Genomic DNA, 25,448 nt, shown 5'->3' on the forward strand with positions numbered 1-25,448 from the left:
ATAGCCATAGGCAGGGCCCCGGGGAAGCCCCGCCGCACGGGAAGCCCAATCCATTGAGGAAAAGGAGCTTGCACGGGGCCATTGACACCCCTTTTCCGGGCGTGCATATACCGCTCCGCCCGGTGCAAACCGGGCACCCCTTCGGGACGCAGATAGCTCCCTTCCGGGGGCTTGACACCCAGGGATGACCTGTCTAGAATAGTGCCTCGCCGGTTGGCGACCGATCTTTGAAATCGCAGAGAAGGCAGATACTGCAGACGCACTGTGCGGGACCCGAAGCGAAAGCTTTAGGTACCGGAAATCAGATTCCAACAGGAATCGACTTTTTGCTTTTTGCGGAGAGTTTGATCCTGGCTCAGGACGAACGCTGGCGGCGTGGATAAGGCATGCAAGTCGAACGGGATGGGGATTCAAGCAATTGTGTCCCCTGAGAGTGGCGAACGGGTGAGTAACACGTGGGTAACATACCTCCGGGTGGGGGATAACCCAGGGAAACCTGGGCTAATACCGCATACGGTCGGACTGCTCATGGCAGACTGATCAAAGGTGGGGATCCTTCGGGACCTGCCGCCGGGAGATTGGCCCGCGGCCCATTAGCTTGTTGGCGGGGTAACGGCCCACCAAGGCGACGATGGGTAGCCGGCCTGAGAGGGTGTCCGGCCACACTGGGATTGAGATACGGCCCAGACTCCTTCGGGAGGCAGCAGTCGAGAATCTTCCCCAATGGGCGAAAGCCTGAGGGAGCGACGCCGCGTGAGGGATGAAGGCCCTTTGGGTTGTAAACCTCTGTTAGGGGGAAAGAACAGCAGTGGAAGCAATATGTCCATTGCCTGACGTTACCCCCAGAGAAAGCTCCGGCCAACTCCGTGCCAGCAGCCGCGGTAATACGGGGGGAGCAAGCGTTGTCCGGAATCATTGGGCGTAAAGGGCGTGTAGGCGGTTCGGCAAGTCGAATGTGAAATCCCACGGCTCAACCGTGGAACTGCGTTCGAAACTGCCTTGCTTGAGTGCGGGAGAGGTGTGCGGAATTCCTGGTGTAGCGGTGGAATGCGTAGATATCAGGAAGAACACCGGTGGCGAAGGCGGCACACTGGCCCAGCACTGACGCTGAGGCGCGAAAGCGTGGGGAGCGAACGGGATTAGATACCCCGGTAGTCCACGCTGTAAACTTTGGGCACTAGGTATTGGAGGTCTCAACCCCTTCAGTGCCGTAGCTAACGCGTTAAGTGCCCCGCCTGGGGAGTACGGTCGCAAGGCTGAAACTCAAAGGAATTGACGGGGGCCCGCACAAGCGGTGGAGCATGTGGTTTAATTCGATGCAACGCGAAGAACCTTACCGGGGTTTGACATGGGAGCCTCGCCTTCGGGTGAGGTTAGCCCTATGAAAGTAGGGTGCGTCCACACAGGTGCTGCATGGCTGTCGTCAGCTCGTGTCGTGAGATGTTGGGTTAAGTCCCGCAACGAGCGCAACCCTCGCCGATAGTTACCAACGGGTCAAGCCGGGGACTCTATCGGGACTGCCGGTGATAAACCGGAGGAAGGTGGGGATGATGTCAAGTCATCATGGCCCTTACGCCCCGGGCTACACACGTGCTACAATGGTCGGTACAATGGGCTGCGATACCGCGAGGTGGAGCAAATCCCCAAAGCCGACCTCAGTACGGATTGGAGTCTGCAACTCGACTCCATGAAGCCGGAATCGCTAGTAATCGCGGATCAGAATGCCGCGGTGAATACGTTCCCGGGCCTTGTACACACCGCCCGTCAAGCCATGGGAATCGGCAGCACTCGAAGTCGCTGGCCCAACCGCAAGGAGGGAGGCGCCGAAAGTGAAGCCGATGACTGGGGCTAAGTCGTAACAAGGTAGCCGTACCGGAAGGTGTGGCTGGATCACCTCCTTTCTAAGGTGTGTAACCGGATGGCCGAAAGGCTGTCCGGCACTCCAGGTTGAGCACAGTGTGCGAGCGGTATCTGCTTTCTCTCGATCCATACTTTTGCCGGGGGGCTAAGTGACCTCCCGCCCTGTGCGGGCCTGTAGCTCAGGTGGTTAGAGCGCGCGCCTGATAAGCGCGAGGTCACTAGTTCGAGTCTAGTCAGGCCCACCAGGGCCTGGCGGCTTGCCGGTAGAAGGGGGTGTAGCTCAGTTGGCAGAGCGACGGCTTTGCAAGCCGTAGGTCGCCGGTTCGAGCCCGGCCATCTCCACCAGAAGAGCGTGGTAATCGCGCAGTTCTTTGACATCTATACAGGGCGAACGATTCTTCACTAGTACCTGAGGATTTGTGATGAAGCTACTAAGGGCATACGGTGGATGCCTTGGCACAGGCAGGCGATGAAGGACGTGGTAAGCTGCGATAAGCTCCGGTGAGGTGCAAACAACCTTTGACCCGGAGATCTCCGAATGGGGAAACCCACCTGGATTAAAAGCCCAGGTATCTCCTTACTGAACACATAGGTTTGGAGAGGCTAACCCGGGGAACTGAAACATCTTAGTACCCGGTGGAAAAGAAAGCGAATGCGATTCCCTGAGTAGAGGCGATCGAAACGGGAAGAGTCCAAACCGAGCGGTGCGTGATTGCTGCGCAAGCGTAGCACCGTCGGGGTTGCGATAGGGAAGTGTCCGGAGGATGCGTCACCTCGGATCGAAAACCATGCTAGCAGAAGCTTCTGGAAAGCTGTCCCAAAGAGGGTGAAAGGCCCGTACGCGAAAGCATGGACTGGATCTGGGATACTCTCCCAAGTAGCACGGGGCACGTGGAATCCCGTGTGAATCCGGGCGGACCACCGCCTAAGACTAAACACTCGCCTGTGACCGATAGTGAACTAGTACCGTGAGGGAAAGGTGAAAAGTACCCCTGGCGGGGAGTGAAATAGTACCTGAAACCGTGTGCCTACAAGCAGTCGGAGCAGACTTGTTCTGTGACGGCGTGCCTTTTGCATAATGAGCCGGGGAGTTGCTCGTACGTAGCAAGGTTAAGGCCGCGAGGCCGGAGCCGCAGGGAAACCGAGTCTGAACAGGGCGATTCAGTTGCGTACGGCAGACCCGAAGCCAGGTGATCTATCCATGGCCAGGCTGAAACTTGGGTAAAACCAAGCGGAGGGCCGAACCCACTAACATTGAAAAGTTAGGGGATGAGCTGTGGATAGGGGTGAAAGGCCAAACAAACCTGGAGATAGCTGGTTCTCCTCGAAATAGCTCTAGGGCTAGCGTCGATGCAGTGTTCCGGAGGTAGAGCACTGGATGGGTTAAGGGGCCTACAAGCTTACTGACCCCAACCAAACTCCGAATGCCGGAACATGGTCTACGGCAGTCAGGCCGCGGGGGCTAAGCTCCACGGCCGAGAGGGAAACAACCCAGACCGCCGGCTAAGGTCCCAAAGCATACGTTAAGTGTATCTAAGGAAGTGGAGTCGCACAGACAACTGGGATGTTGGCTCAGAAGCAGCCATTCATTTAAAGAGTGCGTAACAGCTCACCAGTCAAGCGATTCTGCGCCGATAATAATCGGGGCTCAAACGTATCACCGAAGCCGCGGACTGTCGCCTCGAGCGACAGTGGTAGAGGAGCGTTCCGTATGCGTCGAAGGTGTTCTGCAAGGAATGCTGGAGCGTACGGAAGTGATCATCCCGGCATGAGTAGCGATAATGCGGGTGAGAAACCTGCACACCGAAAGCCTAAGGTTTCCTGGGCAAGGCTGATCCTCCCAGGGTAAGTCGGGTCCTAAGCACAGGCCGAAAGGCGTAAGCGATGGGAAGCAGGTTAATATTCCTGCACCATTGTGTGTGCGTTCGAGCGATGGGGTGACGCGGAAGGTAGGGCCATCCGGGTGATGGATGTCCCGGTTTGCACCTGTAGGGGGGAGCGGCAGGCAAATCCACTGCTCCAACCCTGAGGGGTGTGACGAGAGCTTCGGCTCATAAAGTGGCCGGGTCCATGCCGCCGAGAAAAACCTCTAAGCGAGTACACATAATGTCCGTACCGTAAACCGACACAGGTGGGCGAGGAGAGGATCCTCAGGTGTTCGAGCTAACCCGGGTTAAGGAACTAGGCAAAATGGTCCCGTAACTTAGGGATAAGGGACGCCTGGTCTGGTGATGGCTGTACAGCTTGAGCCGGGCTGGGCCGCAGTGAAAAGGCCTGGGCGACTGTTTACTAAAAACACACGTCTCTGCCAAGTCGTAAGACGACGTATAGGGACTGACACCTGCCCGGTGCTGGAGCGTTAAGGGGAGAGGTCAGAACGCGCCTAACCGTGCGTTCGAAGCTTTGAACCGAAGCCCCAGTAAACGGCGGCCGTAACTATAACGGTCCTAAGGTAGCGAAATTCCTTGTCGGGTAAGTTCCGACCCGCACGAATGGTGTAACGATTTGGGCACTGACTCAACCCGGGGCTCGGCGAAATTGCAGTAGCGGTGAAGATACCGTTTTCCCGTGGAAGGACAGAAAGACCCCGTGGACCTTCACTGCAGCTTGATATTGGGTTCCGCCGTGGCGTGTGTAGGATAGGCGGGAGACTTTGAAGCCCGGTCGCCAGATCGGGTGGAGTCAACGTTGAAATACCGTCCTCGTTTCGTTGGAACTCTAACACGGGTCCGTGATCCGGATCGTGGACAGTGTCTGGTGGGCAGTTTGACTGGGGTGGTCGCCTCCCAAAAAGTAACGGAGGCGCCCAAAGGTTCCCTCAGCGCGGTCGGTAATCGCGCGTCGAGTGCAAAGGCACAAGGGAGCTTGACTGCGAGACGGACAGGTCGAGCAGGTACGAAAGTAGGGCTTAGTGATCCTGCGGTCCCGAGTGGAAGGGCCGTGGCTCAACGGATAAAAGGTACCCCGGGGATAACAGGCTGATCGCCACCGAGAGTTCACATCGACGTGGCGGTTTGGCACCTCGATGTCGGCTCAACGCATCCTGGGGCTGAACAAGGTCCCAAGGGTTCGGCTGTTCGCCGATTAAAGCGTTACGCGAGCTGGGTTTAGAACGTCGTGAGACAGTTCGGTCCCTATCCTCCACGGGCGTAGGAAGCTTGAGGGGATCTGTCTTTAGTACGAGAGGACCGAGACGGACGCACCTCTAGTGTACCAGTTGTCCCGCCAGGGGCACCGCTGGGTAGCTATGTGCGGACCAGGATAAGCGCTGAAAGCATCTAAGTGCGAAACCGGCCCCAAGAATAGGCTTCCCGACCGCAAGGTCCTAAAGGCCACTCGGAGACTACGAGTTTGATAGGCCGCAGGTGTAAGCACAGTAATGTGTTCAGCCGAGCGGTACTAATCGGCCGTGCGGCTTCATCACTTATACTCAGGTTCCAGTGAAGTCCGTCCGCCCTGTATAGCTGTGAAGGAACTGCGCCGGAGTTTCCGGTGACCATGGCGGAGGGGCCACACCCGTTCCCATTCCGAACACGGAAGTTAAGCCCTCCAGCGCCGATGGTACTAGTCGGGAGACCGTCTGGGAGAGTAGGACGTCGCCGGATCTAAATCGAGCCCCCGGGGTATAGCGCCCCGGGGGCTTTTTTCGTACCCGGCATGATCGACACGAAGGAGACGGTACGGCGGGATTGCTCGTTGCCGCGCTGATCGCGCTGAGAACGATCGTCGCGATGACCCTCGACCCCGACAGCGGACTGGACGGCCCTGCAGCCGCTGCGCCCGCTGATTCCGCCGCGGTCCTGGTCGACAGCCTGATCGCCGACGCGATGTCGTATGTCGGCACCCCGTACGTCTACGGAGGAACCGGGCCCGACGGGTTCGACTGCAGCGGCCTGATCTGCCGCGTCTTCTCCGAGAACGGCATCGAGCTCCCCAGGACGGTCACCGCCATGGAATCGATGGGCGTTACGGTGGCCCGCGATTCGCTTCTCCCGGGCGACCTCCTGATCTTCGAATCCCCCAAGCATGTCGGCATGTATCTCGGCGACGGGCTCTTCATCCACTCGTCGTCCTACCAGGACAGGGGAGTGGTGGTCACCGAGCTCGCCCAGGCCAACTACGCGCGCAGGTACTCGTCCGCCAGGCGGATGGTAGGCTTCGTGCCGTGACCCGAACGGCACCCGAGGCTGAGCGGAGATGACCGGGGACGCCGGGCGGGGATCCGGCGTGACCTGCGGCTGCTCGGGCATCACCGAGCTGTCCGCCGTCTCGCTCGTCTGGGCCTTCTCCTTCGGGATCATCCGGTCATCGCTCGCAGGGGTGGATCCGTCGCTGGTTGCCTGCCTGCGGATGCTGCTTGCTTGTCTGGTCATGCTGCCGTTCCTCCGCACCGGCAGGCTCCCCGTCCGGGCCGTCGTGCTGCTCCTGGCCACCGGGGCCGTTCAGTTCGGCCTCATGTACACGGTCTACATCGAGTCCTTCCGGAGCCTCGAGGCATGGGAGGTCGCGATGCTCACCGTCACCACGCCCCTGTTCGTGGTGGCGTTCGACCGGCTGGCCGGCCGCCGGGGCGGCATCCCCGTGATGGCAGCAGCGCTTGCCGCAGTAGCCGGCGGAGCCATCCTTCTCTGGAACAGGCCGTCATCCCCGGGATTCCTGGACGGTCTGCTCCTGGTGCAGCTCTCGAACGTCTTCTTCGCGGCCGGGCAGGTCGCGTTCCGAAGGATCGCCTCGGTCTTCCCTATCCCGCGGACAGTCTCGGTGATCGGGCTGATGTATCTGGGCGGGCTCCTGGCCACGCTGCCCGGGGCCATCCCCGCGGCCGGCACGGTCCCTTCGCTGTCCGGTTCGCAGCTTGCATCGATCGTCTATCTGGGGGTCGTGGCGAGCGGGATCTGCTTCATGGTCTGGAACCAGGCCGCAACGAAGGTGGCACCCGGCGTCCTCGCGGCGTTCAACAACGCGAAGATCCCGCTGTCGGTGGCCGCGTCGGTGGTCTTCTTCGACGAGAGGCCGTCGCTGTGGAAGCTCGCAGCCGGGAGCCTGCTCATCCTTGCCGGCATTCTGGCCGGAAGAGCCACCGGGTCTCCTCGAGTCCCACCTGATCCCTGCATCCTCGAAAAGCCCGGTTCACCGGCTTCATAGCCCTGCTGCACCTGAGCCCGTACCTGTTCGACTAACGGGCACGGGCGAGGGACTACTGGGGCCCCATCCCTGATCCGGGCCTGTTCGGGCCCGCTGGAGCGGACATCCCGGGTTGTCCTCGTGGACTAGCCGGCCGGGAGCGATCCCCTCGCAGGCCGGCAGCCCGGTGTGACGCGTCAGAGGATGCAGAGGGCCGTGGTCCCCTCCCATGTGCTGTCGAGCCGCTCATAGGAGCCGTCAGCAGTGCTCGTCTTCCACAGGCTGCCCTCCCATACGCAGTAGACGTAGCCGCCGCAGGCCGCGATCTCGGTCGATCCGGAATACCCTCCGCCGAGACTCGAGTAGCTGCCATTGTATGCGTTCACCGAGTAGAGCACGTCCTCCTGTATGACGTAGAGGCAGTCGCCATCGCCCGTGGCCGCCGTGGTGCCTGCATAGGTCGATGGAAGCGCTTCGTAGTCGCCCGAGTAGGGATCAGTCCTGTACAGGACGTCGTTCTGGATTACCATCAGGGCATTGCCCGCCCATGCGAGGTGCTGGACTCCGGTATAGTCACCCGGGATCGAGGTCCACGAGCCGTCGGCCGGATCGATCATGTAGACGGAGGAGCCCTGCGCCGCGAATAGGTGCCCTCCGCCGGCCGCCAGCGCGAAAGTCCCGTTCCAGCTGTCACTGAGAGCTTGCCAGGAGCCGGTCGCAGGATCCACCTCGTACAGTGCGTCGCCCTGGATGGCGTAGAGCATGCCGTTCATCGAAACCATCAGCCCGGTGCCGTTCCAGCTCTCTGTCAGAGGCTGCCAGGAGCCGTCCGCAGTGCTGACCCTGTAGAGAACGTCGCCCTGGACCGCATAGAGCGAAGCCGCGGAGGCGGAAAGAGTCAGGATCAGCAATGCAGCAAGCGACAAGAACGCGTTCCTCATGATGGGCATCCCCCTCGGTCGATTCCTGGTTTCAGATGCTTCAGATGCAGCAGTAACTCATTGCAACACAACCAACAAACAAAAATGCTGATGCGATCACATGTCTAAGAATGCGTACTGTGAACCACAAATAATCTTGTGTTTGCGGACATTTGCCATCTGCCTATCATTGAATCCGCACATATAGCAGCTCCGGTAAATGGAAGTCGCAAAGACGCAATGGTCATGATATGTGATCAGTATTCAGTCCCAGCTGAGATCGCCGGTTACCACGCTGCCGTGGTTGGGGTAGGAAGGCAGCGGGCAGATCAGTGTATATGTCTCCTGACCGAGATCTATGATGTAGTCGAGGTGGCATCCCGGGCAGGCCATATATGGGCCTATTCCAGCTTCTATCATTTCGTCCATCGTGCCATATCTGTCGAACTGTCCATAAAACATCGCTTCCATCGTTGCGATGGACATCATGTGGCTCCTGCAGTGTACGACGGCTCTCTGGTCGGGATTCCAGCAGGTGCCAGGCCCGCCGCCGGGATGGACTGGGTACTCCTGACACTGTACGAAGTAACTGTCGGGCGAGCAGAATGCAACCTCATAGACACCGAGAGTCCACGGGCAGCGGAGAGTGTCTCCATATAGCTCATACAGATCCAGGATACTGCCGGCATAGCAGTTGTAGGTGCCGTAGTACATGGACTGCAGTGCGCACAGGATGGCCACATTGTGGAAGCAGGAGTCGCTCGTGATCATGGGGATGGATGCGTTGTCACCACGATGATCGATGTCAGATGGCGGCACCGGAAATGAAACCGGACCGCTCGAATCGACGCACCCGATCGCGATGCATCCCGATGCAATGAAGGCTGTCGCAGCGAGGAGCGTGCTCTTCATCGTACTCCTCCGTCCGTGAGGATGATCACATCCTGCGGGTCTGATCTGCACTGCCGGATCAGCATGTGCGAAGCCAAACCTCCAGCTGCAAAACCCGTCCGATACGCCGGAAGCACGATCCCATCCCCGCGCTCGAACTCCGTCCCGAGCATTCTTGCGCTGTGACGGCATGTCAATGGCGGTATGAGACGCGCTATGCAGACGGGCCAGCCGGTCTGCCTCTGTCAGGAACTGTCGAGATGCGGCACGGACTGTTCCAGAAGGGCGGGGGAGCCCGACCCTCGCCATATTCCGGCAGATCGGTCTTCGGCAACGCGGGAGGGTTGAATGGACAGGGCGGCGCGCAAGATCATCAGGATCGACCGGGAGAAGTGCGACGGCTGCGGGCAGTGTGCCAGGGCGTGCCACGAGGGCGCCATCGAGATAGTCGACGGCAAGGCCAGGCTCGTGAAGGAGTCGTACTGCGACGGGCTCGGAGCCTGCATCGGTGACTGCCCCAGGGGAGCCCTCACGATCGAGACCCGCGAGGCCGACGGCTTCGATGAGAAGGCCGTGGCCGAGGAGATGGCGAAGCGCGAGGCTGCAGCCAGGGCGAAGGCCCAGGCACAGGCGGCTCCGGCATGCGGATGCCCGTCGGCCGCGGCCAGGGCCCTCGCTCCTTCCGCACCGCTGGGTTCCGGGGTCGAGATCCCTTCCCAGCTTGCTGCGTGGCCTGTTCAGATCGCGCTGGTCCCGCCTTCCGCACCATTCCTCGAGGGGGCCGACCTGCTCATAGCGGCCGACTGCACGCCCTTCGCCTTCCCCGACTTCCACAGGCGCTTCATGAAGGGCCGCGTCACGCTGGTCGGATGCCCGAAACTCGACGACACCGGCCCCTACTACGAGAAGCTCACGGAGATATTCCGCACGCGCGGGATCAGGTCGGTCGAGGTGGCCTACATGCAGGTTCCTTGCTGCTCGGCACTCACGAGGCTCGTGCTCGCGGCGCGCGGCGAGGCAGGGGCCTCCTTCCCCGTCAGGCTGACCAGGATCGGCCTGGACGGCTCCGTGCAGGAATCGAGAACTGAGTGACCCGGGCTGCCTGGCGCTTCTTCGATGATCCGGCGGCCCTCGTCGCAGACATCGGACCGATGGACATGGATCTGGAGATCCGGAACTGCCTGCCCCTGTCGATCTGCCGCCGGCTAGCGGATGCAGGCGGAGACGACAGGCAGACCCTGCTCTACGCGGCCCGGGACGGCGATGTCCTCGCGGGGGCAGCGGTGAGGACCCCGGGGCGGAACATCGTGCCGCTCTCGGGCCCGCGGTGGGACCGGGACGATCTGTTGATGCTCTGCGATGCGCTGATCTCGTCGGGCGTCGACCTGCCGGGTGTGATGGGTCCTGCCAGCCTTGCGAGGGCGTTCGCGGCTGCCTGGTGCGACCGCAGGCAGACCGCTCCGGCCATAAAGATGGAACTGGGGCTCTACGGCCTGACCGAGGTCAGGCTCGAACCGGGCCCGGGTTCCCTGGAGAAGGCCCTGCCCGGCGATTCCGACTTCTTCTGGGAGTGGGAGAGATCGTTCTGCATCGACTGCTTCGGCGAACTGCAGCCGCACGTGACCCGCGAGGCATCGGAGCGCCTTCTCGCATCGGGCGAGGTGCACTTCTGGACGGTCGACGGCGATCGGGTCTCCATGGCCGCCTCCGGCCGCAACACCAAACGGGGTGCGATTGTGAACCTCGTCTACACGCCCCCTGCCCTGAGAGGGAGGGGATTCGCCTCGAGCATCGTCTCCGCGCTGTCCCGCCGGCAACTGGACTCGGGGCTCGCCTACTGCACCCTCTTCACCGACATCGCGAACCCCGTCTCGAACAGCATCTACCGGAGGATCGGCTACGAGTACGCCGGCGGGTTCACCGAGATCGCGTTCCTGAACGGAAGCTGAAGCCCCGGAGCACCTCCAGGACGGCCTCGGGGGAGCGCGAGCGCCCGCGGAGCATCCGTCTAGCATCGGCAAGATCCGAATGGTCGCCGATGTTCTCCAGGAAGCTGCACCTGGCCTCGGGATCGGCGATCCTGCCTGCCGAATCGGCCAGGCTCCGGCCCGCCCTCGAGAGCAGACCCGCCGCGATCGAGCCGATGCGGGCACGGACATCCTCGTCAGGGGTGGCGTGAGCCAGATCGTCATATGCCAGGGAGAGGTTCCAGAATATCCTCGCCCTGTCGCGCCCGTAACCCGGGATCTCGCGGACCGCCGCCGAGAGCTGTTCCTCTATCTCCGCGCGAACACCTGCGGAAGGATTGCTCGAAAGGAGCACCCTGGCGATCCCGAGGCGGGTTCCCGACCTGTACCTGCCTACGCCTATGCGTGACGACAGTTCGATGCCCCTCCGGGCGGATGCGATGGCCTCGTCCAGCCTCCCGAGATGGAGGAGAGGGCTCCAGATCAGGCCGAGTATCTCGGTCTCCCCCTCCTCGTCACCCGACTCCCTGGCGATGTCCAGCGCCTTCTCGAGAAGCGGGAGGGCCCCGGCGCGGTCCTTCCTCTCCAGCGCCAGCACGGCCAGGTTGGTGAGGACGACTCCCTCCACATCCCTGGCCCCGAGGTCCGCGAGGATCTCCTGCGCCTGCACGTAGCGTTCCCTGGCCTCCGCGTACCTGCCGATCTCGAAGAGCGAGTTCCCTGCGCTGACGAGGGCCCTGCCCTCGCCGATCCTGTCGGCCACGCTGCGCGAGAGCTCGATGCTCGTCTCCGCGATCCCGAGGGCCCTGTCGAACGAGCCGGTCCTGCCGAGTATGACCCCCATGTTGCGCAGGAGGTTCGACTGCCCCGCGACATTCTCGAGCTGCACCATGAGCGCGTAGGACTCCTCGAAGCGGGCCATCGCCCGGGCGTCGCGCCCCTTCTTCAGGTGGACGAGGCCGATGTTGCAGGTCGCGTTGGCCTCGTTCTCCCTGTAGCCCAGCTCGACGGAGATGGCGCGCGATCTCTCGAGGTTCGCCATGGCGCTGCCGTATCTCGCCATGTCGCAGTCCATGAGCCCGAGGTTGTTGAGGGCCTTGGCCTCGCCCTCCCTGTCGCCGATGCGCCTCGCCATCCTGACGACACGGGCGAATGCCTCCCTGGCCCCCGGTGTCTCCGAGGCCTGCCACATCGAGATGGCGAGTGCGTTCCTGCAGTGCAGTTCGCCGGCCTCGTCGCCGGCCTCGATCGCTACAGCCAGGGCCTCCTCGAAGATGCGAACCCCCTCCTCCGGCGAGCCGCTGTCCCTGTAGGTCTCCCCGAGGAGGAGATGAGCGCGGGTGAAGCCGGGGTCGGCGGCGAGCACCTCCTTCAGGAGATCTCTCGCAGCAGCGGTGTCCGCCGTGCTGTGGCGCGTGCGCCAGATGTAGCGCGCCCTGAGGTATTTCTCGTAGGCGGACGAGGTCGATCCGACCGGGGATGTGATGCCGGGGAAGGATCCCGGCTGCACCCCCAGGACCTTCAGGATCCCGTCCGCAAGCTTCCCCTTGATGGAGTTCAGCTCCTCGCGGGAGTCCTCCCAGGAGTCCATCCAGACCAGGGCCCCCGATCCGGTGTCGAAGAGGTCGACCGAGAGATGGAACGAGCCGTCCCTGCTACTGAGCGAGCCCTTGAGCAGGAATCGGACCCCGGTACGGGCGGCGGCCGCCTCGGGCGAGCCTCCCGAGGCCAGGCTCTGGAGCATGGTCGTCATCGGGACCACCCTGATGGATCCCGCCCTGGCGATGTCCGAGATGAGGTCGGCCGTGAGGCCGAAGCAGTAGAAGTCGTCCTCCTTCGGACCGGCATTGTCGAGGGTCGTGATGAGGATCGAGGGATGGCCTTCGGAGATGTCGGGTCCGACCACCTCGCCGTCGATGTCCGTCGAAACCGGCAGCGAGTGTCTCGAGTCGCCCCTGAGGGCGTAGATCTCGATCAGCCTGCCGAGTCCTCTGAGCTTCCTCATCCCGAGCGACTGGGCGGAGGGCCTCCTGCCCGCGCAGCGCTCGAGGAGCTCGGCCGAGACGCAGACGCCGCCGGGCGGGGAAAGGGCTTCGAGGCGGGAGGCCACGTTTACCGTGTCGCCGAGAACGTCGCCGTCCCCGACCAGGACTTCTCCCCAGTGGATCCCTACCCTCACCTTGAACGGCAGGCCGGAGAGACGTTGCTGGAGGTGTCTGGCGCTTCTCAGGGCGCCGCCCGGGGAGTCGTAGATGCTGAGCGTGCCGTCGCCTATCTCCTTGATCAGGATCCCGCCGTTCCTGGCGATCGCTCCTTCCAGTGCGCGGCGATGGCGGTCGAGGGCGGAGAGCGCCTCCGTCTCCGACCTCTCCATGATCGTGGTGAAGCCGACGATGTCGGTGAACATGACCGCGAAGCGCCTTCTGGAGCCCGGGACCAGGATGCGACCTCCGTATGAAGTGACCTTCCTGTGGAATGTACTCCGGCGGAGCCGCGGCGGGAAGAGTAACGAAGAGGGGGCGGCCGGAACCGCCCCCTCCACAGGGATGGACTGGTCTACCTGGCCGGCTTCTCGGTCGCGAAGTCGACACGGACGTTGCGGCCGTCAATCGTCGCGTTGTCCATGGCGGCCTTGGCGGCGCGGGCGGCCTCTTCCGAGGCGAAGGTCACGAAGCCGAAGCCGCGGGACCTGCCGGTCGTCCTGTCCATGACGACGCGGGCCTCGGTGACCTCTCCGTGCGCGGAGAAGGCCTTGCCGAGAGATTCATCGGTAGTCGACCAGGAGAGTCCTCCGATAAACAGCTTATTGCTCACTTGGGCTCCTTCCAGGGCATCGCCCCGGTTTCGGGCTCGCGCCCGCTTCCACGGCACGGCGGAACCGTTCCGCCGGACCGTGTGGTTCTGGACTCAGGGCTCATTGCTGCTGGGAGGACTCATGCACTCTGACGAGGCTGTACTGCCGGACCCAGAACAAGACTATCTGAACCAGACTGAAAGACGGTAGGAGGCACCCCCGGTCAAGTCAACACCCTATGCGCCCGGCAGATCACCTGCCGGCCACGCCGTGGGTCCTGACAGGCCCGAGTCCTGCCTCCCTGAGAGTCGAGGCCCTCTTGATCTTCTTGGTCGTCGTCTTGGGCAGTTCGGATTCCCTGAGTATGAAATTGGATATCCGCTTGTAGATCGCCTGCGAGGCGTTCAACGCGTTGATCTCACGCCTGACGACATCGACCGCGAACTCCTCGGTGAGCGGCTGGCCCTGCTCCTCGGCCATGGCGATCAGCCTGTCGCGGTTGGGGAAGACGATCGCCCAGATCTCCTCGCCCTTGAGTTCGGAAGCCTTGCCGAAGACCATGCACTCGGCCACGAGCCCCGATCTGCAGAGCTTGGACTCGAGCTCCTCGGGGTAGACGTTCTTGCCGTTCTTTGCAACGATGACGTTCTTCTTGCGGCCGGTGACGAACAGGAACCCGTCCCTGTCGAGGTAGCCGTAGTCGCCGGTACGGAACCAGCCGTCGCGCGAGAGGACCTCGGCCGTGATCTCGGGGGCGTTGTGGTAGCCTATCATCACGTTCGGGCCCTTCACGACTATCTCGCCGATCCCCTGCTCGTCGGGGTCGTCGATCCTTACATCGATCTCGGGGAGCGGTGGACCCACGGAGCCCGTGCGGTTGGCAGTGTCGCGATTGACCGCCACGATCGGCGAGCATTCCGTGAGGCCGTAGCCCTGGAGCATCTCCATGCCCATCTTCCTGAATCCGGCCACGACCGCGGCGTCTATACCGGCGCCTCCGGAGATCAGGAACCGCGCGCGGCCGCCCAGCTTCTCGTGAACCGGCGAGAAGATCTTCTTCCTTATGTCCCTGTCGCCCAGCTTCTCGACGATCGACGCTGCGAAGAGGCCGACACGGAACTTGAGGCGCCCCGCCTTCTTCGCTGCAATGCCGTCCTGGATCTTGCGGTACATGTTCTCCCAGAGCAGGGGGACGCCGAGAACGAGCGTCGCGTGGGCGTCGGCCAGGTCCTCCGCGACGTAGCGGAGGCCGCGGCAGAAGTAGACCGTGCAGCCGTGGCAGAGTGGGCACATGAAGCCGCAGACGCACTCGTACATATGGTGCATCGGGAGGACGGACAGGAAGACCTCTTCGTGCACGAGGCCGACAGCCTGCAGCATCTGCCTGAGGTCGGAGAGGATGTTCCTGTGTGAGAGCACCACGCCCTTGGCTGCGCCCATCGTGCCTGAGGTGTAGGAGATGAGCGCCACGTCGTCGCCGCCGTTGACGATGGGCAGCGCTGTCGTCGAGGCGGCACCCGCCTCCATGAGGGCCTCGAGGCTGGTGTCGGTCCTGACAGGCGAGCGCATCTGGAATACGGGCATCTGCCTGCCGGGGCTGGACGACTGCAGGTCCTGCGGCATCGTGGCGTCGTGGAAGAGCATCGTGGCGCCGCTGTAGTGCAGGATAGTATGGATCTCGGGCGCCGGCAGCTCCTTGTCGATGGGGACTATGACGCCGCCGGCCCTTATCGTAGCGAGCATCACGGTGGCCCATGCGACGCTGTTGGCACCGGTGAGGCCCACGACGGGGCGCTTCTCGATGTCGGTCAGCGCGCGGGCCAGGATGTCGACGTTGCGGGCGAAGGCTTCGTAGGTCGTGGGGATCCATACACCATCGGGCGATTTCTCGTAGAGGAAGTTCTTGGCTCCGTAGATGGACGCCGAAGCCTGGAGCATCGCGGGGATGCTCCTGTACTCGGGGACCTCGTGCAGCGGACCTCCTGGGATGACCCTCTTCCTGGCGGGGCTGGCGGATCGCGGTGAAGCCATCGGTATCGTTCACCTCTCTGGCAGGGGTGCATGCAACGGATTCGATAATATCCGCCCGCTCGACCAATGCCAATGGGGTCAGGCTACTTTTGCGTTAACAAACCGCCCTGCAGGGTTGTTGACATGCCCGGTCCGGATGGTCTACACTGAAGATATGGCAAGATATCCGAGGCTCGTAGTGCCGGATCTGCCCCATCACGTCACTCAGCGGGGCAACCGTGGACAGATGGTGTTCAGGACCGTCTTCGACCTGCAGAAGTACTGCTCGATGGCCGACCACTACCTGACCCAGACCGGAGTCGACGTGCTGGCCTTCTGCCTCATGCCGAACCATGTCCACTTCATACTCGTGCCTCACGATGCCGATTCGCTCGCCAGGGCCATCCACAGGATGCACACCGCCTACGCCCTCTACTCCAACCAGGCCTGGCAGAACACCGGTCATCTCTGGCAGGGGCGGTTCTACTCCTGCGCACTCGACGCGATGCATCTCTACAACGCCGTCCGGTACGTCGAGCTGAACCCCGTGCGTGCCGGAATGGTCGAGAGGGCCTCGAACTACAGGTGGTCCTCGGCGCGCGCCCATCTCCTCGGAAAGATGCCTCCAATCGCCCTGAGCGACGACGAGGCCCTTTCGGGGTGCATCGGCAGCTGGCACGACTACCTGAACGACGGCTACTGTGACGACTTCTCGATGCTCAGGGAAAAGACGAAGACCGGCCGGCCCTGTTGCTCCCTGGAGACTTGCCATAGAATCGAGGAGTCGACAGGCAGAGCCGTTTTCGCACGGAACTCCCACTTGTCGCGAAATCTCACAGGATAACCTGTAAATCGACCCTGGCTGTAATCAGTTCACCATCATCGACATAGAAGGGCGGTTTTGTGAGTAGTCTGACCCCGGTTGTCATAGGGGGAGGGCTGGCGGGGTGCGAGGCGGCATGGGCGATGGCGCGCGCCGGAGTCGCATGCGTGCTCGTCGAGATGCGCCCGGCGGTCAAGACCGAGGCCCATGTCACCGGAACCCTCGCCGAACTCGTCTGTTCCAACTCCCTTCGGTCATCGAACCCCGACAACGCCGTCGGCCTCCTGAAATGGGAGATGTCCCAGCTTGGATCAGTCGTCATGCAAGCCGCATCGGGCTGCCGCGTCCCCGCCGGAGACGCCTTCGCGGTCGACCGCACCCTCTTCTCGGAGGCGGTCGAGAGCCTCGTGGAGAACCACGGGGCGATCACCGTGACGAGGGCCGAGGTGACCGATCTCCCGCCTTCCCGCAGGGTGATCGTTGCCACCGGCCCTCTCACGAGTCCGGCCCTATCGCGCAGGATCGCCGAGCTGACGGGCTCGGAACACCTCTACTTCTACGACGCCATCGCGCCCGTGATCTCCGACTGCTCCATCGACAGGTCCGTTGCCTTCCCCCAGTCCCGCTACGACAAGGGCGACGGCGGAGACTACCTCAACTGCCCGATGGACGCGGACACCTACCACCGTTTCGTGGATGCCCTGCTCGAAGCGGAAAAGGTTCCGGCCAGGGCCTTCGAGAAGGAGCTGCACTTCCCTGGCTGCATGCCCGTCGAGGCCATCGCCGCCTCCGGCCCCGAAGCACTCGCGCACGGGCCGCTCAAGCCCGTCGGTCTCACCGATCCGGCCACCGGCGCAAGACCGTATGCCGTCGTCCAGCTCAGGCGCGAGAACGCTTCCGGCACAGCCTGGAACCTCGTGGGATGCCAGACGAAGCTCACCTATCCCGAGCAGGCCAGGGTCCTCCGCATGGTCCCGGGGCTGGGGGATGCCGAGTTCCTGAGGTTCGGGTCGATGCACCGGAATACTTTCATCAACAGCCCTGCCGTGCTCGACGGGAGCCTGCGCCTCGTGCGCGACCCGTCGATCTCGTTCGCGGGCCAGATCACGGGAGTCGAGGGTTATGTGGAATCGGCTGCGTGCGGGATCCTGGCGGGCCTCTTCGCCGCATCCGAGGCCCTCGGGTCGGAACTCCCCCCGCCTCCGCCGGAGACGGCGCTCGGGAGCCTCCTCAGGCATGCCACGGTCTCTCCGCTCAGACACTTCCAGCCCAGCAACGTAAATTACGGCTTGTTCCCCGCGCTCCCCGGCCGTACCCCTGCCAGGATGCGGAATGCCGCCTACGCCGCACGCGCCAGGGAGGCATTCACACGCTGGATCGAGGGCGCCGGGCATCTCCTCGGGCGGCCGGTGCTGCCTTAGATTCGACCCGGTCCCCGCACGCCGTATTTCCCGAAGAAAGGACGCGATGCCTCACATCCTGCTCATCCTCGCGGTCTCCTCATCCACGTTCCAGGGTGTATGGGGCGGATCACAGAACGACTTCGCCTACGATCTCACGACGACTCCGACAGGGTTCCTCCTCGCGGGGAGAACCGATTCCTGGGCCGGGAGCAGTTCGGACGCCTGGCTCGTCAGTGTCGACGCCGGCGGAGATACGCTCTGGTCGAGGAGATACGGCGGGTACGGTCCCGACTGGGCCTACTCGATCATCCCCGTCTCGACGGGCGGGTACCTCGTCACGGGCCGCTACGGTTCGACGACCTCGGGCGATCTCGACGGCTGGCTCATCCGGATCGACGCCCAGGGCGACACGCTGTGGTCGAGGAGCTATGGCGGGACGGGCTCGCAGACGTTCTTCAGCAGCATCGAGTCTCCGGACGGGGGCTTCATCAGCACGGGGCTCATGGCAGGCACGGGATTCGACCTCTGGGTGCTTGGGGTGGATTCCGCGGGCGGTTTCCTCTGGCAGACCATCCTCGGCGGCTCGGCCGACGACTGCGGATACGGGATCGCACCGGGTCCCGACGGTTTCGTCGTGGCAGGCCAGACGCTGTCGTACGGGGCGGGAGACGGCGACCTCTGGCTGATCGGCTTCGACTGGGACGGCGACAGCCTGGCCTCGGAGATCATCGGCGGTGCCTCGTTCGACTACCCCTGGTGCATCATCGCGATGCCTTCTGGCGGATACGCGGTCTCCAGCACCAGCAGGTCATACGGCGCCGGTTCCTACGACTTCTGGATCACGAGGCTCGGTTCCGACCTCGGCCTCCAGTGGGCGGAGGCCTACGGATACAAGGACGACGACTGGTGCTACAACTGCTCGCCGGCCGGCGACGGGCTCGTCGTCACGGGGATGAGGAACGTGGGGGGCCACGAGGCCTGGCTCCTGAACCTCGACGCCTCGGGCGACACCCTATGGACGAGGACCTACGAGACGCCGGGTCTCATGAATCGCGGGCTGGGCGTGGTTCAGGCCCCCGACGGCGGATTCGCCCTCTGCGGAGGGTTGGCGGACTCGACGGACGAGGACTTCTGGCTGGTCAAGACCGATCCGGACGGGTTCTGCCCGGAGACGGGCATCGGGGACGAGGAAGGCTCGCCTTCGATGCAGGCCTTCGCGATGACCCCCAATCCCGCGCACGGGTCGTTCTCGATTTCCATCCCCGGACACGATGGGAGCCCGCTGCCTCTCGAGATCTACGACGCCGCCGGGCGCCTGGTCGCCTCCGTCGACACCCCGCAGGGCCCCCCGGGGGCTACGGGAGTCGTCTCGCCGGGATCGGCGCGGCATCTCCCCGCCGGAGTCTACATCGTCAGGCTCCCCACACTGGACTGCCCGCCCTCGAAACTGGTCATCCTGGGCGACTGACCTGCCGGGATCCTTGCCGGACGAGGATTGACCGTCACGAACACCTGTTATATAAATGTTCGGTTAAACCAAAGGGTTGAACGGAGGAGAGCCATGCAGAAGACTGCCTCCCGGGAGGCCATCCTCGAGGCCGCCGCCGAAGTCTTCGCCGAAAAGGGCTTCGACGGCGCCCGCGTAGAGGAGATCGCCCGCAGGGCCCGCGTCAACAAGGCCATGCTCTACTATCACGTCGGCGACAAGAAGACCCTGTACGACTCCGTCGTAGGGTCGATACAGGCCCGGGGCAGGGCCATGCTCGAGAAGATCATCGAGGAAGGCGGCGATCCCCGCGACATGCTCCGGAAAGCGGTCGGGGGCTTCGTCTCGATGACCTTCAGCAATCCGGTTGCTCCGGCGATCATCCTGCGCGAGGTCGCCGGCGGCGGGGCGAACATGGGCGAGGGATCGGTGGAGAGGCTCGAGAACCTTCTCTCTCTCGTCCGCACGATAGTCGAGCGCGGCGTCGAATCCGGCGTGCTGAGGCCCGTCGACCCGGCATTCGCCCAGTTCCTCCTGGCAGGGACAGTGATGTTCCTCGCGGCCGGGATCCCGTTCAGGCGGCGGCTCGCCGAGAGGGGAGACCCCTCCGGGCCTCTGGAATCCGGCGAGATGACCGAGAAGCTCTGCGATCTGCTGTTGAACGGCCTCTCTGTGGAGGGTGCATGAGATGAGGCACGCGGAAATTGCATCAGCATCGCTTGCGGTCATGCTCGCGGCGGCCGCCAGCTGCGGGCGAGGTGCCGGAGACCTCGAGCTCCCGGGCTCTGTCGAGGTCACGAGCATCCGTCTGGCGTTCGGAGTCTCCGGCACGGTCGAATCGGTACTGGCGGAGGAGGGTGGCCGGGTCGCCGCAGGCGACACGCTGGCCGTGCTCGACCCCGTCCGGCTCGCCCTGGAGGCGGACATGAGGGCTGCCGAGCTCGAAGCCCTCAGGGCAGTCCAGGCCGGTCTCGAGGGCGGCCTCCGCCCGCAGGAGGTGGGACAGGCGTACGCCTCGCGCGAGAGCGCCGAAGCCGCGGTCGACCTGGCCCGCTCCGAGTATGCGCGCATCGACGCTCTCTACGAAGCCGACGCGGTGTCGATGCGGGAATGGGAGAACGCGCACACAGCCCTTCTGCTCGCCGAGGCGGCGCTGGCCGCTGCCGACCAGGGCTACTCCCTCGCCTCCGAAGGCTACAGGACGAGCGACATCGAGGCCGCGGCAGCCCGGGTCGAGGCCGCCGAGGCCGCCCACGCCCTTGCCCTCGAGCGCCTCGCTGACGCGGTGCTGGTGAGCCCGCGCAACGCCTCCGTGCTGACTGTCGCAGTGGAGCCGGGCGAGATGGCAGCGGCCGGCGGCACTTCGATCATCCTCGGCCTGATGGATACGGTGGACGTGGTGGCCTGGGCGCCGGAGCCCGATATGGCGTCACTCAGGCTGGGGCAGGAGGCCTTCGTCTCCTGCGACGGCCTCGGTGAAGGTGCGCTCATGGCGCACCTTGCAACGATCTCCGACGAGGCCGAGTTCACCCCCTCCACTGTGGAGACGCGCGAGGAGAGGGTGAGCCTCGTCTACAGGCTCACCTTCAGGGTGGCCAATCCCGAAGGCATCCTGAAGGCGGGCATGCCCGTGGACATCTCGATCCCGCTGGAGGAGCGGCCGGAATGACCGTTCCGGCCGTCGAGGCGGAGGACCTCGGCAGGAGATTCGGTGATGTCGACGCCCTGGCGGGCGCCACGTTCAGGGTCGATCCCGGCGCCATCTTCGGTATCGTGGGTCCGGACGGCTCGGGGAAGACCACATGCCTCCGGCTGCTTTCGACGGTTCTCACGCCCTCCGCGGGCAGGGCGCGGGTGATGGGATTCGACACGGTCGAGTCGCCCTGGGAGGTCAAGGACCGCACCGGGTACATGAGTCAGCAGTTCGGCCTCTACGACGACCTCACCGTCGAGGAGAACCTCTCCTTCTTCGCCGGCATCTACCGGGTCGCGCCGGACGAGCGGCGCAGGCGGTCCGTCCGGCTGCTCGAGTTCAGCGGCATGGGCCCGTTCATGAAGCGCAGGGCCGGAAGGCTCTCGGGCGGCATGAAGCAGAAGCTCGCACTCATGTGCGCGCTGATCCACACGCCCGGCGTCCTGCTCCTGGACGAGCCCACGAACGGCGTCGACCCGGTTTCGAGGCGCGATTTCTGGGCCATCCTGCACGACCTCGTCGGCGGCGGGGTGACCGTGGTCATCTCCACCAGCTACCTCGACGAGGCAGAGAGGTGCGCGAGGGTGATCCTGCTCGACCGCGGCAGGGTGAAGGCCGGGGGCAGCCCGGCCGATCTGCGCTCCTCCTCCGGGCTCGCGGTCAGCGAGATCCGCACCCCCGAGCCCTGGAAGGCGGCGAAGCTCCTTTCGGAGACGATCGGTGCCGGATGCCGGGCCGAGCCCAGGGGCGACAGGGTGAGGTTGATCGCGAAGAGCGAGGGAATCCATGATCCTTCCGGTGCTCTGAAAGCGGCCGGCATCCCGTTCTCCCCGCCCGAGGCCGTCGAACCCACGCTGGAGGACATCCTGGCCGGGCTGGTGAGGGAGGATCCGCATGGCTGAGACGGCCGTGCTCCTCGACAGGCTCGTGAAGCGCTTCGGACGGTTCACAGCGGTCGACTCGATCTCGCTCTCGGTCGAGCGGGGAGAGGTCTTCGGCTTCCTCGGCCCGAACGGCGCAGGCAAGTCGACCACCATCAGGATCATGTGCGGGCTCCTGAGGCCCACCTCCGGCACGGCCGTGATAGACGGGATCGATGTGGCCAGGCGGCCCGAGGAGGTGAGGGCCGGTATCGGCTACATGAGTCAGCGGTTCTCGCTCTACAGGGACCTGACGGTGGTCGAGAACGCCGCGTTCTTCGCGGGCGTGTACGGCCTGGACGGCAGGGAGGCTTCGGCGAGGATCGGAGAGGTGCTCGCGGAAGTGGGGCTGGCCGGGTCCGAGCCGCTGGCGGTCTCATCCCTCGACCCCGGCAGGAGGCAGAGGCTGGCGCTCGGGTGCTCGCTGATGCACCACCCGCGCATCCTCTTCCTCGACGAGCCGACCTCGGGGGTCGATCCGCGCACCCGAGGCGAGTTCTGGGACATCATCTACGGCCTCGCCGGGAGCGGCGTCACGGTGTTCGTCACCACGCACTACATGCAGGAGGCCGACTTCTGCAGCAGGCTTGCGATGATCCACGCAGGAAGGCTCGTCGCCTCCGGGACCCCGGGCGACCTCCGGCGCGGATACGGCCCGGGAGTGGTCGAAGTCCGCTGCGCGGACCCGTCGGGCATGCTCGACGCTCTGTCGAAGGCGGCCGGCGTCGAGGAGGCCTTCCTCTTCGGGGATGCAGTCCACGCCTATTCGGCCGGTCCCGCCGCCTCGGCGGCTGTCCTGTCGGCCATCCCCGGCGTGAGTGCCGCGAGGGTCATCGAACCCACCCTGGAGGATGTCTTCGTGAGGCTCGTGCGGGGTACTGCATGATCCGGCAGAACGGGGGACGCGGAGTGAACCCGGGCCGTGTCGCCGCCGTGGCCCGCAAGGAGGCCGTCCACATCCTCCGCGACCCGCGCAGCATGGGCATGGGCCTGGCGATGCCGCTTCTGCTGATGATCCTGTTCGGCTGGGCGCTGTCGCTCGACGTCGAGGAGGTGCCCCTGGGAGTGCTGGACCAGGGCCGCACCCCGGAGAGCAGGGCTCTGGTTCAGGCCTTCGACGCATCGGCAGGTTTCGGGCTGGTCAGGCCACTCGCGAACTACGACGACCTTTCCGATGCCATCGACAGGCGCGAGATCTCGTCCGCCCTCGTGATCGATGCGGGATTCACCGACAGCATCGCGGCCGGGCGTTCCGGAAGGGTCCAGCTCATCCTCGACGGGAGTGACTCCCGAACGGCCATGGCGGCGATGATGTATGCCCGGAGCATCGCCTCCTCGTTCGCCGTCCCCGGCCGCACGCCGGCCCCGCCGATCGTCGAGGTGCGCACGGGCAACTGGTACAACTCCTCGCGCGAGACGCGCAACGCCATCATCCCCGGCCTCTCGGCGGTCATCCTGATGGTCGTGGCCGCGATGCTCACGTCCCTCACCGTCGCCCGCGAGTGGGAGAACGGGACGATGGAGCAGCTTGCCGCGAGCCCCCTGAGGCCGGGGGAGCTGATCCTGGGCAAGCTGCTGCCCTATATCGCTCTGGGGATGCTCGACGCTGCCATGACCGTGGGCATGGCGACCCTCGTCTTCGGCGTGCCCCTGCGCGGCAACCTCATGGCACTGGCCGCCGTCATGCTGCTGTTCATCGTGGGAGCTCAGGCCATGGGCCTCGCGATAAGCATCGCGGCACGGAACCAGCTCCTCGCGAGCCAGATCGCCATCGTCACATCGTTCCTGCCGTCATTCCTGCTGTCGGGATTCGTCTACGACATCTCCGGGATGCCCGTGTTCATCAGGCTCGTCAGCAGGCTGCTGCCTTCCAGGTACATCGTCGCAGGCCTGAAGGCCGTCTTCCTCAAGGGCGGAGGCTTCGCCATGGTGGCGGCGGATGCCGCCGCCCTCGTCGCATTCACCATCCTGATGCTGGCCGTGGCACGGCGCCGGCTCAGGCTGAGGCTCGACTGATGGCGTCCCCGCGGCTCCGCGCGATCGTCCGGAAGGAGCTCATACAGGCCTTCCGCGACCCCCGGATGCGCACGGTGATCTTCGTGGTCCCGGTACTGCAGACCCTCGTGTTCGGGTACGCGGTGACGACGGACGTGTCTGGCGCCACTGTGGCCGTCCTGGACAGGGACATGTCCGCCGAGAGCCGGATGCTGACCGAGGCCCTCGAGGGCAGCGGCGTTTTCGACCTGGTCGGCACCGGCCGCGAAGAGGGCCTCGCCGACCTTCTCGACCGGGGGGAGGTCGACGCCGCCCTGGTCATCCCCGACGGGTTCGGCGACTTCGTCCTGGGAAGGCGGACCTCTATCCAGATAATCACGGATGGTTCGGAGGCGGTGACCTCCCGCGTGGTGGCCGGTTACCTGACTGTCGCGACAGGCATGTTCGCCTCGCGCAGGCTGGAGGAGGAAGCGGCCGCGTCGGGCTTTGTCCCCGTCCCGCCAGCCGTCGACCTGCAGACAGTCGCGTGGTTCAACCCGGGCCTCGAGAGCAGGTTCTTCTTCGTGCCCGGGGTGATCGCGATGATAGTGATGATCATCACCCTGATGCTGTCGAGCATGGCCATCTCGCGCGAGAAGGAGACGGGCACTCTGGAGCAGGTTCTGGTGACGCCTCTGCGGAAGTGGGAGTTCATCCTCGGCAAGACCCTGCCATTCGGAATGATCGGCCTTGCCGACATAATCGTGGTCACCGCCGTCGCCGCCACCTGGTTCGGGATCCCGATGAGGGGCAGCGTGCTCCTCCTGCTGGCCGGCGGGTGCGTCTACATAGTCAGCACGCTCGGCGCCGGTGTGCTCATCTCCACGATGAGCAGGACCCAGCAGCAGGCCATGCTGTCGGTCTTCTTCGTGATCATGCCCGCGGTGCTTCTCTCGGGCTTCGTCTTCCCGGTTGAGAACATGCCGGGATTCCTCCGGGTGGCCACCCTGGCGAACCCCGTGCGCCACATGCTGGTCATCGTGCGCGGGATTTTCCTGAAGGGCGTTGGGCTCGACGTGCTCTGGCCGCAGTTCGCCGCCCTCGCCGCCATCGGCGCGGCCCTCGGCTCGCTCGCCATGCTGAGGTTTCGCAAGTCTCTCTAGCCTTGATCGACAACCTCAACATTGATCCGATGATCGGGTAAATAGCCAACTAGGAGACTCTGGTTAATCTCCCGAATGAACTCTCGGCCTTCGATCAGCAAGACCAGGCGATCAGAGGTCGATAAAGAACTCAATCCTGGAAGTGATTGACAGTGTCATTCCGCTTCGGAATTCGAGTCCCGTCGGGGGTACCATACGGGACAGAACCTGTCGTAAGTGGCTACAGCGGCTCTGATCATCCATCTATAGATCGGACAGTGAGCTCGGGAAGAGCCTCTACAGTGGATTGCCGGATCAGGAACTCACACCAGTCAGGGGCGAAGGAGCTCCAGCGGGATGAAGACCTCCTGCTGGCCGAAGCAGTAGGGGCTGACGGCGTACTCCGCGAAGCGCACAGTGAAACCGGCGAGGGCGCCCGAG

Annotated in this window: 18 protein-coding genes, 2 tRNA genes and 3 rRNA genes; 18 read left to right on the forward strand and 5 right to left on the reverse strand. The window is 64.0% G+C overall.

The window, feature by feature from the left end:
• Positions 1-332 precede the first annotated feature (332 nt).
• From QUS11_09840 to QUS11_09870, 7 genes are all read left to right on the forward strand, one after another.
• Positions 333-1,901 (forward strand): 16S ribosomal RNA (locus tag QUS11_09840).
• A gap of 127 nt (positions 1,902-2,028) precedes the next feature.
• Positions 2,029-2,105, forward strand: a tRNA-Ile gene (locus QUS11_09845).
• 24 nt (positions 2,106-2,129) lie between these two features.
• Positions 2,130-2,205, forward strand: a tRNA-Ala gene (locus tag QUS11_09850).
• 76 nt (positions 2,206-2,281) lie between these two features.
• Positions 2,282-5,284: ribosomal RNA gene (locus QUS11_09855) — 23S ribosomal RNA — on the forward strand.
• A gap of 64 nt (positions 5,285-5,348) precedes the next feature.
• Positions 5,349-5,465, forward strand: a 5S ribosomal RNA gene (rrf, locus tag QUS11_09860).
• Together the 16S, 23S and 5S rRNA genes with 2 tRNA genes alongside form the textbook arrangement of a ribosomal RNA operon.
• An 84-nt stretch (positions 5,466-5,549) precedes the next feature.
• A complete protein-coding gene (locus tag QUS11_09865) occupies positions 5,550-6,029 on the forward strand; it encodes a C40 family peptidase (protein ID MDM7993602.1) in 480 nt (159 codons plus the stop codon).
• Positions 6,030-6,057: 28 nt separating this feature from the next.
• The gene (locus QUS11_09870; protein MDM7993603.1) at positions 6,058-7,005 is read left to right on the forward strand and encodes a DMT family transporter; all 948 of its coding nucleotides are present in this window, start codon (positions 6,058-6,060) and stop codon (positions 7,003-7,005) included.
• Positions 7,006-7,181: 176 nt separating this feature from the next.
• Here QUS11_09870 and QUS11_09875 read toward each other — a convergent pair whose 3' ends face one another.
• A complete protein-coding gene (locus tag QUS11_09875) occupies positions 7,182-7,925 on the reverse strand; it encodes a hypothetical protein (GenBank protein MDM7993604.1) in 744 nt (247 codons plus the stop codon).
• 243 nt (positions 7,926-8,168) lie between these two features.
• On the reverse strand, positions 8,169-8,816 hold the full coding sequence (locus QUS11_09880) for a hypothetical protein (GenBank protein ID MDM7993605.1): 648 nt from the start codon (positions 8,814-8,816) through the stop codon (positions 8,169-8,171).
• A 327-nt stretch (positions 8,817-9,143) separates the two neighbouring features.
• On the opposite strand from QUS11_09880, the gene QUS11_09885 reads away from it, so the two are divergent.
• Together QUS11_09885 and QUS11_09890 are read left to right on the forward strand one after the other, a co-directional pair.
• On the forward strand, positions 9,144-9,887 hold the full coding sequence (locus QUS11_09885) for a 4Fe-4S binding protein (GenBank protein MDM7993606.1): 744 nt from the start codon (positions 9,144-9,146) through the stop codon (positions 9,885-9,887).
• A complete protein-coding gene (locus tag QUS11_09890) occupies positions 9,884-10,744 on the forward strand; it encodes a GNAT family N-acetyltransferase (GenBank protein MDM7993607.1) in 861 nt (286 codons plus the stop codon). Before QUS11_09885 ends, QUS11_09890 begins: the two co-directional genes overlap by 4 nt.
• Here QUS11_09890 and QUS11_09895 read toward each other — a convergent pair.
• The 3 genes from QUS11_09895 to QUS11_09905 all read right to left on the reverse strand — a co-directional run bounded on the left by QUS11_09895 (position 10,713) and on the right by QUS11_09905 (position 15,587).
• Positions 10,713-13,169 carry a tetratricopeptide repeat protein gene (locus tag QUS11_09895; GenBank protein ID MDM7993608.1) on the reverse strand — a complete coding sequence of 819 codons (2,457 nt, stop codon included), beginning with the start codon at positions 13,167-13,169 and terminating at the stop codon, positions 10,713-10,715. The two genes, QUS11_09890 and QUS11_09895, sit on opposite strands and share 32 nt — an antisense overlap.
• Positions 13,170-13,318: 149 nt before the next feature.
• Positions 13,319-13,576 carry a hypothetical protein gene (locus QUS11_09900; protein MDM7993609.1) on the reverse strand — a complete coding sequence of 86 codons (258 nt, stop codon included), beginning with the start codon at positions 13,574-13,576 and terminating at the stop codon, positions 13,319-13,321.
• A gap of 232 nt (positions 13,577-13,808) precedes the next feature.
• Positions 13,809-15,587 carry an AMP-binding protein gene (locus QUS11_09905; protein MDM7993610.1) on the reverse strand — a complete coding sequence of 593 codons (1,779 nt, stop codon included), beginning with the start codon at positions 15,585-15,587 and terminating at the stop codon, positions 13,809-13,811.
• Positions 15,588-15,741: 154 nt separating this feature from the next.
• Here QUS11_09905 and QUS11_09910 point away from each other — a divergent pair, with 154 nt between their 5' ends.
• From QUS11_09910 to QUS11_09950, 9 genes are all read left to right on the forward strand, one after another.
• Positions 15,742-16,410, forward strand: coding sequence for a transposase (locus QUS11_09910; GenBank protein MDM7993611.1), 669 nt, complete (start codon positions 15,742-15,744; stop codon positions 16,408-16,410).
• Between the two features lie 59 nt (positions 16,411-16,469).
• On the forward strand, positions 16,470-17,810 hold the full coding sequence (gene trmFO / locus QUS11_09915; GenBank protein ID MDM7993612.1) for a methylenetetrahydrofolate--tRNA-(uracil(54)-C(5))-methyltransferase (FADH(2)-oxidizing) TrmFO: 1,341 nt from the start codon (positions 16,470-16,472) through the stop codon (positions 17,808-17,810).
• Positions 17,811-17,856: 46 nt separating this feature from the next.
• On the forward strand, positions 17,857-19,260 hold the full coding sequence (locus QUS11_09920; protein ID MDM7993613.1) for a T9SS type A sorting domain-containing protein: 1,404 nt from the start codon (positions 17,857-17,859) through the stop codon (positions 19,258-19,260).
• Positions 19,261-19,353: 93 nt separating this feature from the next.
• Complete coding sequence (locus tag QUS11_09925) at positions 19,354-19,965, forward strand: TetR/AcrR family transcriptional regulator (protein MDM7993614.1); 612 nt, start codon at positions 19,354-19,356, stop codon at positions 19,963-19,965.
• 1 nt (position 19,966) lies between these two features.
• Positions 19,967-20,947: a biotin/lipoyl-binding protein gene (locus QUS11_09930; protein ID MDM7993615.1), complete on the forward strand. Its 981-nt coding sequence runs from the start codon at positions 19,967-19,969 to the stop codon at positions 20,945-20,947.
• On the forward strand, positions 20,944-21,873 hold the full coding sequence (locus tag QUS11_09935) for an ABC transporter ATP-binding protein (protein ID MDM7993616.1): 930 nt from the start codon (positions 20,944-20,946) through the stop codon (positions 21,871-21,873). The genes QUS11_09930 and QUS11_09935 overlap by 4 nt, the downstream gene beginning before the upstream one ends.
• On the forward strand, positions 21,866-22,777 hold the full coding sequence (locus tag QUS11_09940) for an ABC transporter ATP-binding protein (GenBank protein MDM7993617.1): 912 nt from the start codon (positions 21,866-21,868) through the stop codon (positions 22,775-22,777). Before QUS11_09935 ends, QUS11_09940 begins: the two co-directional genes overlap by 8 nt.
• A 23-nt stretch (positions 22,778-22,800) precedes the next feature.
• A complete protein-coding gene (locus tag QUS11_09945; protein ID MDM7993618.1) occupies positions 22,801-23,907 on the forward strand; it encodes an ABC transporter permease in 1,107 nt (368 codons plus the stop codon).
• Positions 23,907-25,028: an ABC transporter permease gene (locus QUS11_09950; GenBank protein MDM7993619.1), complete on the forward strand. Its 1,122-nt coding sequence runs from the start codon at positions 23,907-23,909 to the stop codon at positions 25,026-25,028. The genes QUS11_09945 and QUS11_09950 overlap by 1 nt, the downstream gene beginning before the upstream one ends.
• Positions 25,029-25,448 lie beyond the last annotated feature (420 nt).

It is taken from the genome of Candidatus Fermentibacter sp. (assembly GCA_030373045.1).
Classification (GTDB): Bacteria; Fermentibacterota; Fermentibacteria; order Fermentibacterales; family Fermentibacteraceae; genus Fermentibacter.

What these genes read in the sequence shown, in the direction of transcription:
- QUS11_09870 (MDM7993603.1), top strand. Translation starts at nt 6,058, where the DNA reads ATGACCGGGGACGCCGGGCGGGGATCCGGCGTGACCTGCGGCTGCTCG.
- QUS11_09875 (MDM7993604.1), bottom strand. Translation starts at nt 7,925, where the DNA reads ATGAGGAACGCGTTCTTGTCGCTTGCTGCATTGCTGATCCTGACTCTT.
- QUS11_09880 (MDM7993605.1), bottom strand. Translation starts at nt 8,816, where the DNA reads ATGAAGAGCACGCTCCTCGCTGCGACAGCCTTCATTGCATCGGGATGC.
- QUS11_09885 (MDM7993606.1), top strand. Translation starts at nt 9,144, where the DNA reads ATGGACAGGGCGGCGCGCAAGATCATCAGGATCGACCGGGAGAAGTGC.
- QUS11_09895 (MDM7993608.1), bottom strand. Translation starts at nt 13,169, where the DNA reads ATGTTCACCGACATCGTCGGCTTCACCACGATCATGGAGAGGTCGGAG.
- QUS11_09905 (MDM7993610.1), bottom strand. Translation starts at nt 15,587, where the DNA reads ATGGCTTCACCGCGATCCGCCAGCCCCGCCAGGAAGAGGGTCATCCCA.
- QUS11_09910 (MDM7993611.1), top strand. Translation starts at nt 15,742, where the DNA reads ATGGCAAGATATCCGAGGCTCGTAGTGCCGGATCTGCCCCATCACGTC.
- QUS11_09920 (MDM7993613.1), top strand. Translation starts at nt 17,857, where the DNA reads ATGCCTCACATCCTGCTCATCCTCGCGGTCTCCTCATCCACGTTCCAG.
- QUS11_09925 (MDM7993614.1), top strand. Translation starts at nt 19,354, where the DNA reads ATGCAGAAGACTGCCTCCCGGGAGGCCATCCTCGAGGCCGCCGCCGAA.
- QUS11_09930 (MDM7993615.1), top strand. Translation starts at nt 19,967, where the DNA reads ATGAGGCACGCGGAAATTGCATCAGCATCGCTTGCGGTCATGCTCGCG.
- QUS11_09935 (MDM7993616.1), top strand. Translation starts at nt 20,944, where the DNA reads ATGACCGTTCCGGCCGTCGAGGCGGAGGACCTCGGCAGGAGATTCGGT.
- QUS11_09940 (MDM7993617.1), top strand. Translation starts at nt 21,866, where the DNA reads ATGGCTGAGACGGCCGTGCTCCTCGACAGGCTCGTGAAGCGCTTCGGA.
- QUS11_09950 (MDM7993619.1), top strand. Translation starts at nt 23,907, where the DNA reads ATGGCGTCCCCGCGGCTCCGCGCGATCGTCCGGAAGGAGCTCATACAG.